The sequence below is a fragment of the Clostridia bacterium genome, assembly GCA_026414765.1.
In the GTDB taxonomy this organism is placed as follows: Bacteria; Bacillota; Clostridia; order Acetivibrionales; family DSM-27016; genus SKW86.
The window spans coordinates 116669-124715 of the sequence record JAOAIJ010000029.1 but is presented as its reverse complement, the minus strand read 5'-3'; the positions used below and the strand labels follow the sequence as shown (position 1 = coordinate 124715).

The following is an 8047-nucleotide window of genomic DNA, read 5'->3' as shown; positions in this document are numbered from 1 at the left end:
CACTTGTAATCTATGTCATGTTGCTTTTTATCAATATTACAACCAATTCTATTTGTTCCGTCTATGCTTTCTGAATTTCTACACGTTCCACAATTTTTTTCAATCATTTTAAAGCTCCTTTAGTGCATAATCTATATTTTTAGCGCTTTAACTCCTCAAGGCAGTTTCCACATACATTTTTACCCTTATGTACTGTTACGTCTTTTGCTTCTCCACAGAATATACATGCAGGATCGTACTTCTTAAGGATTATAGTTTCACCATCTACGTAAATTCCAACGGGGTCTCCTTCATTAATTCCCATTGTCCTCCTTAACTCAATTGGAAGTACTAATCTTCCCAGTTCATCTATTTTTCTCACTATTCCTGTACTTTTCATTTTTTTACCCTCCTAAAATTTATTCGATTACTTCATCCAGCACCATATCATTTATTAATGCCGGGTCCGTTCTGTCCATTATTTCTAGTAACTCCTGCTGTGTAAATTTAGGCTTATACATACTAATACCTCCTTTACACTATAGGGATATACTCCCTTTTAAACTGCTTGTTTTACTTTACTCTGGCATGTCATACATAATGGCTTCTTATACTTACTTACACTGTAGTCATGTTCAGCTACTGATATTTTCTTACTGCAATCAAAACATTTCAGTATGTCTTTATCATCCGCATTACCCGTTTTAGGTAAATTTTCTTCTTTGGGCGTATTTGCATTACCACTACTGGGTAAAGCCCATTTGGGAAGAGTAGGAATTTTCCAGTATATTGTTTTCTTTTGAGATGGATCCTTTTCTTTTGTTTTTGCTGTTTCCCACCCTTTTGTATTACTAGGTTTTTCTAATTGGCATTCAGCATAAGATTCTTCTAAGTTATATAGATACCGTCCAATACCGTAGCCACTTGCGGCAACCCTTTTAAAAGCCCCGCTTATACCACCTTTAAATGCTTCTATATCTGTATTACTTGCTCCATTCTCCTTGTAAATCCATCCTTTTTCAGTTAATACACCTAGCCTACATATCATGTTGTCACCAACGTTCCGGTATTCTTCAGTCCATCCATCCCAACCAAAAACTTCATCAAGTCTGTTTTGAATTGCTCTTGCTTCTACATATGCTAAAACCTTAACCCATGGTTTGTTGTTTGTTATACCGCAACTCTGTACTCTCCACTCTATTTCCTCCGCTGGGAAAGGTGTCAATAACTGCTCGTGTATTCCCATTCTTATTACCTCCTATAAGCCATTTATCTACTTCATTAATCCAGTTTTCAAGTTCTTCCATAACTTTTTTGTAAACTTTTCCATATCAAAATCACTAGCAATTATTATCTTAGGCTTTCCTGACAAATCTTTTATTGTAGCAAAATCATGCACACCTTTAATGTTAATACCAGTAGAATAAGGTATTAACACTGAACTGTTGTCCCGGGCTACTACTGAACTGTTTCCAAAAGCTTCTACTGAACTGTTTCCAAAAGCTTCTACTGAACTGTTTTCACGGGCTACTACTGAACTGTTTCCCCGGGCTACTACTGAACTGTTTCCCCGGGCTACTACTGAACTGTTTTCACAGGCTACTACTGAACTGTTTCCATAAGCTTCTACTGAACTGTTTCCATAAGCTTCTACTGAACTGTTTTCACGGGCTACTACTGAACTGTTGTCCCGGGCTACTACTGAACTGTTTCCACAGGCTTCTACTGAACTGTTTCCCCGGGCTACTACTGAACTGTTTTCACAAGCTACTACTGAACTGTTAAAAACTCTTATTTTAGAATTTTTAACATATACCTTTGTATCTCTATATTCCTTACATGATTGCTCATCTATTGCAAAGCACTTTTCAAAAACTTCTGGTAGATACCTATCTTTAAAATTCCCCTCAACTTCGTCTTTATCAAACCAATCCGGAACTATATCTTGGTCTACATTCAACTTCCAATTGTCCATAGAATGATTAAACAAATCCCCATCCTTTGGTATAATTTCACACCTCACAAAGGATTTAGTAGCATTCAGATAATCATCTTTTATGCCGAGTTTTTCAAGCAGCTGGCTATGGCTTTCCTCTTTCAAATCAAAGTAAACCCTATCTTTTAACGCAATAAAACTTTTAAATTGACACATTGTAATTACCTCACCTTTCGTGTTATAATATTTATGATATTTTTAGTAAGTACCTGATTAAGCTGCCGTGGAACCGGTGGCTTTTTCTTTTTCATTCAGTAGCCTGTTTTCTTCTTCCTGAAGCATGTCCAAATATGGATCATCATTAATCATTAAGTCATATCTGCCGTTTGAAAATTCATCCATAATACAATCACCTAAGCCTTTCATTTAAATTCTGGATTTCATAAATTAACATGTTTATGTTTTGTGTTATGTAAGGCTTTATTTCCGGAGTTGCCTTTTCATGTAACCGTAAATTATACCTTAGTAAACTTTGCTTATATCCCAGCAAACTACACACCTTATCCATCTGTACGCCTCCTTTCTAACTCTCTTAACCGTCTTATCCTGTCAATGCTGCGGTTAATATCTCCCCTTACGTCTCTTTTCCTGTCATTTGGTGCAATAAATTTAAGAAGTAACAACGACTTTAAGTATTTAGTCTCTGCTTGTAATATTGTTATCTCATTCATTAGGCTGACTCCTTTACGCTAACAACGCTTTAATAAACTCTTTCTCAAATGCTTCTTTCCACCATCCTGCTATCTGCATACCTAGATCTTTATTCGTCCTGAGAATATTTTTTACTATGTCGAATGGAACAGGCAGTTTGTTGTTAATGTATTTGTTGGCCGTGCTCTGGCTTACGCAAAAAGTTTCCGCGAGCACATCATCTGTGACTTTAAGCTTTGCCTTAAGCTTTCCAAGATTTGTTCCAATAAAGACTTCCACACTACTCTTGACCCCCTTCCCATACAATTCTTTATGAGAATATTTATTCTTATCTGTATTTGAAGCATTTCACCATATGGAATATAATTAAATCAAGTTAGTCACTTCACTTTAGCCGGTTAACGGCCGGCTTTATCTTTTTTCTTTAGTAAACATGCACTCTTCTGTACCGCTTCTGCGGGCTTTAGTGCTTTCATTAGGCACCTTCGCTTACCATTTGCTTAAGTCTTTCCTTGCTAAATAGAAGCTTACGACCTACCTTGAATGGTTTGATGCGACCTGTAGCAACTAATTGATATAAAGAATTCATTCCTATACTGAGGTATTTACATGCTTGTTTACTGTTCATTATGTCTGGATATTCATTCATTTGATTTGCCCCCTTTATCAGTTATTTGTTTCAAAAACCAATCAAATTCAGGTTCTTTCTGTCATGATAGTATAAAAATTGTTCCTGTTATTAAAATCCTTGTTTTCATGTCTTGAGACATTTCATTGAAAAAATCCCATAGTAAATTGTTTGCTTGATAAGTAATTAATTGATTTTGCACAATAACAACCCCTTTAGTCCGAATACTTCAAAATATACTTATTAACTATGCTTTCAAAGATTTGCTTCAAGGTATTGTCAGACTCTATAACATGTATCTTGGTTATGGCCTGACGTTCTTTGTAAGTAGCTCCGGCCTTTTCCATTCTTCCCCTCATGTGCTTCTGACGAGTATTAAGGTTACAACTTGCAGCTTGTTCTAGTTCTGCGTATAGGTCACCACGAAATGCCTGGTAACTAAAATTGCATCTTGCACATATTTCATTAATTTTTGCATTAATTTTGTCTTTCCAGTCTCTTTCAACTTTTTCAGTTAATATCTCAATAGATTTGTTGAGCCTTGACTCTACGTTAGATACTTCCTGCTGAACCAAACTAATTCTCTTATCCTGCTCTGCCATTACATTAATAGCCTGTTGAAGAATTTGTATCTGAGACATTGGCTGCGGTAACTGATCTTGTCTCATTGCCAATTCGATTAACTTTGCTCTTACTACTGCATCATATCTGGCAGCTAATTGAAGTACACCTTCTTTTGTAAGTTCGTAGTATGGGATTGACCTGCCGGTTGAATCTTGTCTTTCACTCAAACCAAATTTGGTTTCAGTAGAAATTCCTGCTAATTCTAGTTTTTCTATTTCGTCCTTTATGTCCCTTATAATATGGTGATGCAATTTACCTGTAACTTCTGCAATTTCCATTGATGTCATTTTGTTAAATGGTATTATACTTGTCATTTTATGACCTCACTTTCTAAATATGTATAATTTTGTTATAATTTGTATATGAAAGGGGGTGATATTGTGACTTTGAAAAATATTACTAACACTTATTGTCCTTTTAGGAACGATAATTGCGTTATGGATTGCTTGTTATTAATTCAAAAAGGTAATAGTATAAGCTGCTCTTTAGCTCATATTGCGAATATTGAGATTAATCAACAAGAAATTTCTAATAAGCTAGATGAAATAAAATCTTCATTTCAATCCAAGTGAATAGTTTTCATGCCACTTGAAGTTATTTCAATTTCTGTGGGGTTGGATTCTTCTAACCCCAAACTCCGTTGAACTTTGTACGGGTCGGTTGAGTCCGGCCCAGGAGTTTCTATTTTATCTTCTACGGAACAAATTCTTTTGTGTAACATATAAATCGTTACAGCGTATGCAACTAAAAAAACAATTTCAGATATTGAACTAAATATTTTCATAATTTCACCTCGCTTTCTTCAATATCACCGCCCAATATTAATCTAAAGACTAAGTGTTATTGATTTACATATAATTAATTAAGCTGTTTTTAACCATTCGTCGATAAGTTCTTTTACAAACAAGCGTTTTTGACCGACTTTTTTATTTGGTATTTCATTTTTTCTTGCCATAATCGCAAGTTTTCTCGGGGCTAGTTTTAAATAGTTTGCTGCCTGTTCAAGAGTCATAATGTTTTCCATAAAGTCCTCCTTCCGCACTAACTATAGTGCAATTTGTTCTATTTGTATCCATTATATTACTGCAATTTGCACTTGTCAATATATATTTTAGAAAATTCTGCGCTATTTTGAACAAATTGCACTAAGATTTAATATAATTATTCTCGAAAGGGTGAAGGATATGAACCTTGGTAAAAAATTAAAAGATTTAAGAGAAGAAAGGAAGTTGTCACAGACAGAACTATCTAAACAATTAAATATAAGTCAAAAATCGTTGTCTAATTATGAGTTAGACCAAAGAGAAATGGACTATGAGACTTTAAAAAGAATATCGGATTTTTTTAGTGTTTCAATTGATTGGCTTCTTGGGAAAAGTGAATATAGAAATGAAGAAGAATTATTAGAGCAAGCATATTTCAATAAGCTTAAAACTAAATACGATGCCACAGAAAAAGACATAGCTTTAGCATTAGACTTTATAAAAAGAGCAAAACAAAAGTAGGGTGGTTAAATGTATTTTGATGAGAACGGCAATATTGTTAAATTCGTACCAAAACATGATCTTGAAAACATAATCAACGCTAAAATAAAGCAACTAAATTTATGCCCGCCTATTTTATCAATAGATATTATCAGAAATACATCAGACTTAGACCTTGAGCTAATTGAATTTGAAACATACAAAATTGGCGGGATTCTTGTTAAAAAAACAGGGACAAGCAGTATAGCAATAAATTCCTTGCATAGCCGGCATTCCCAAAATTTTATAGGTATGCACGAATTAATTCATTATTGGTTTCATCCTTGCGACACACATTTGTGCAAAGAGTTTTACAAAAACTCTGAAGGATATGAATTTCAAGCTAATTATATGGCTGCTGCTGCTCTTATGCCAAAAGATTTATTTATTGAAAAATATTATCAATACAGTGGATTTACAGACAAACTTTCAAATGAATTTTATGTAAGTCCTAAAGCTGTAGAGATAAGAATATCAAATTTAAAGCAAGATATAGACAATGCATTTAGTAAATACATTAAGCAACTTACGAAGGAAGATAACTTAAAAGAAATTTTTAGAATAGCTAACAAGGCTATTTTTTAAATCTATACATATGGGAAATAATTCATTTAATGTATTTTGTCGGATATTGTCGAATAATTCGACAAAGAAAGTGAGGGTAAAATGGGTAAAAAATTAATTTCGTTAATATTATGTATCACTATATGTTTGTTTCCATTAGAAGTAATAGGAGCAACGGCAAAGCCAAAGCCACCTGCAAAAAAAGTATTAACAGTTAAAGAAATATCAAAAAAAAGTAATGCAGTAGTTCTACTAAATATAATAGATAAAAATAATGATATATTTGCAACTGGTAGCGGATTTATAGTATCTAAAGATGGTAAAATAATAACAAATTATCATGTAATTGATACAGCAGAAAAAATAGAAGCAGTAATGTACGATAATACTACTTATGAAGTAGATGGAATTGTAAATTACGACAAAGGTAAAGACATTGCAGTGCTTAAAATATCTTCTAATAAACCTTTGCCATACGTAACACTAGGCGATTCTAATAAAATAGAATTAGGAGATAATATTGTTGCTATAGGTAGCCCTTTAGGTTTAAAAAACACAGTTTCTACAGGAATAGTTAGTAGTATACGAGAAAATATGTATAGAGATGCTTTTGGTTGTACTGATATTCAAATATCCGCTCCTATAAGCCATGGAAGTTCTGGCGGGGTTTTGTTTAACATGTATGGAGAAGCTATAGGGATAACTTATGCAGGAATATCTCAAGGAGAAAACTTGAATTTTGCAATACCCATAAACGAAGCAAAGCCTTTATTAAATTATGGGCTTATACCAATAAATGCGGTAACTCAAGAAGATAAAAAATCTAATGATGATTTACTAAAATTTTATGCAAAAATATTAGATGAATATAATTGTTTTAGGATCATGGGAGAATCTTTAAGAGAGTTAAATACTAATTTGCTATTGGCATGTTCTATATCAATAAATTCAAATCCAACAACTAGTATAAATACATGTAATAATTCACTTAATTCTATTATTGATTTGAAAAATAAACAAATCAATGTTATTACTAGCATTGTTGAAACTGCAAATATTTACAATATTGATGTTTCAGGGTTAAATTCTATTATGAACAAATATTATGATTCTATAGAATATTACAAAAAATCTATAGATTCATTAATTTTATATTCTGTTACAAAAAGTTCTAATGATTTTTCAACATTTACAAGCGACCTTAATAAAGCATTTAGTTACATGCTTGAAGGCAAAATAATTGCTGACAAAGAATATGTAAAGAACTTAAACGACATGCAATGTGTAGAATAAACTACTACTAATAAAATGTGAGGGTTAATTTATGAATTGGGAACAAGTATTTCAAAAGGTGTCTCCATATATAGTTAGAATAGAAACCCCTTCAGCAAGCGGAACTGGATTTTTATGTTTTTATAACCATGACAAATCATTTTGCGGAATAGCTACAGCATTACATGTAGTTGATTATGCCAATCAGTGGAAACAACCAATAAAAATAACTCATCACAATTCACTTCAAAATGTGTTTTTGGATGAACTCAACCGTATAATCTTCGCTGATTGGAAAACTGATTCTGCCGTTATACTTATAAAGAATGAAGGAATGCCATTCCCTGATAATGCTCCAAAGCTCCTCCCTCTCAACAACGCTCTTGGAATTGGTAACGACGTTTGTTGGATGGGATTCCCGGCAATCGAGCCTTTCACTCTGTGTTTTTTCTCTGGAAATATTAGTGCTAGACAAGAATTCAACAAGGCCTATTTGATTGACGGAGTTGCTATTAATGGCGTTAGTGGAGGACCCGTAGTTTATTCCAACAGCATTGATGGCGCTCAAATAGTTGGTATTGTTTCCTCTTACAAAGCCAATAGAACTACTGGAGATGCTCTCCCGGGATTGCTCTATGCCAGGGATGTTTCTCATTTCCATGAAGTTATCAATCATATACGCTCCTTAGATGATGCAAATAAAAAGAAACATGAATTTGAACAAAAATTAATAAATGATTAGTATTTGCGTCATCATATAAAATATACTTTATATAAAGTATATCACATAAGCACATGTGTACGCAATAG

At 33.4% G+C, this 8047-nt stretch carries 14 protein-coding genes; 4 read left to right on the top strand and 10 right to left on the bottom strand.

The genetic code is table 11. The annotated features are described in order from the left end of the window. Positions 1-139: 139 nt before the first annotated feature. The 10 genes from N3I35_12560 to N3I35_12515 all read right to left on the bottom strand — a co-directional run bounded on the left by N3I35_12560 (position 140) and on the right by N3I35_12515 (position 4902). Positions 140-379 (bottom strand): AbrB/MazE/SpoVT family DNA-binding domain-containing protein, encoded by a 240-nt coding sequence (locus N3I35_12560; GenBank protein ID MCX8130917.1) that lies wholly within the window; start codon positions 377-379, stop codon positions 140-142. Positions 380-538: 159 nt separating this feature from the next. Then, positions 539-1225 (bottom strand): Rad52/Rad22 family DNA repair protein, encoded by a 687-nt coding sequence (locus N3I35_12555; protein ID MCX8130916.1) that lies wholly within the window; start codon positions 1223-1225, stop codon positions 539-541. 27 nt (positions 1226-1252) lie between these two features. Continuing rightward, positions 1253-2131: a hypothetical protein gene (locus tag N3I35_12550; protein MCX8130915.1), complete on the bottom strand. Its 879-nt coding sequence runs from the start codon at positions 2129-2131 to the stop codon at positions 1253-1255. Positions 2132-2188: 57 nt separating this feature from the next. Next, positions 2189-2317 (bottom strand): hypothetical protein, encoded by a 129-nt coding sequence (locus N3I35_12545; GenBank protein ID MCX8130914.1) that lies wholly within the window; start codon positions 2315-2317, stop codon positions 2189-2191. A 7-nt stretch (positions 2318-2324) separates the two neighbouring features. Further along, positions 2325-2483, bottom strand: a complete 159-nt coding sequence (locus N3I35_12540; protein ID MCX8130913.1) for a hypothetical protein — start codon at positions 2481-2483, stop codon at positions 2325-2327. Then, positions 2476-2646 (bottom strand): hypothetical protein, encoded by a 171-nt coding sequence (locus N3I35_12535; GenBank protein MCX8130912.1) that lies wholly within the window; start codon positions 2644-2646, stop codon positions 2476-2478. The genes N3I35_12540 and N3I35_12535 overlap by 8 nt, the downstream gene beginning before the upstream one ends. A 13-nt stretch (positions 2647-2659) precedes the next feature. After that, positions 2660-2905 carry a hypothetical protein gene (locus tag N3I35_12530; GenBank protein ID MCX8130911.1) on the bottom strand — a complete coding sequence of 82 codons (246 nt, stop codon included), beginning with the start codon at positions 2903-2905 and terminating at the stop codon, positions 2660-2662. Between the two features lie 196 nt (positions 2906-3101). Next, complete coding sequence (locus N3I35_12525) at positions 3102-3275, bottom strand: helix-turn-helix domain-containing protein (protein MCX8130910.1); 174 nt, start codon at positions 3273-3275, stop codon at positions 3102-3104. Positions 3276-3469: 194 nt separating this feature from the next. Next, entirely contained in the window at positions 3470-4192 is a 723-nt protein-coding gene (locus N3I35_12520; protein MCX8130909.1) for a Rha family transcriptional regulator, read from the bottom strand. A gap of 548 nt (positions 4193-4740) precedes the next feature. Beyond that, positions 4741-4902 carry a helix-turn-helix domain-containing protein gene (locus tag N3I35_12515; GenBank protein ID MCX8130908.1) on the bottom strand — a complete coding sequence of 54 codons (162 nt, stop codon included), beginning with the start codon at positions 4900-4902 and terminating at the stop codon, positions 4741-4743. Positions 4903-5062: 160 nt separating this feature from the next. Between N3I35_12515 and N3I35_12510 the strand changes: the two genes are divergently transcribed. The 4 genes from N3I35_12510 to N3I35_12495 all read left to right on the top strand — a co-directional run bounded on the left by N3I35_12510 (position 5063) and on the right by N3I35_12495 (position 7979). After that, positions 5063-5383, top strand: a complete 321-nt coding sequence (locus tag N3I35_12510) for a helix-turn-helix domain-containing protein (GenBank protein ID MCX8130907.1) — start codon at positions 5063-5065, stop codon at positions 5381-5383. A 9-nt stretch (positions 5384-5392) separates the two neighbouring features. After that, complete coding sequence (locus N3I35_12505; protein MCX8130906.1) at positions 5393-5986, top strand: ImmA/IrrE family metallo-endopeptidase; 594 nt, start codon at positions 5393-5395, stop codon at positions 5984-5986. Between the two features lie 81 nt (positions 5987-6067). Next, positions 6068-7258 (top strand): S1C family serine protease, encoded by a 1191-nt coding sequence (locus N3I35_12500; GenBank protein MCX8130905.1) that lies wholly within the window; start codon positions 6068-6070, stop codon positions 7256-7258. 31 nt (positions 7259-7289) lie between these two features. Beyond that, positions 7290-7979 carry a serine protease gene (locus N3I35_12495; GenBank protein ID MCX8130904.1) on the top strand — a complete coding sequence of 230 codons (690 nt, stop codon included), beginning with the start codon at positions 7290-7292 and terminating at the stop codon, positions 7977-7979. The last annotated feature ends 68 nt before the right edge of the window (positions 7980-8047 follow it).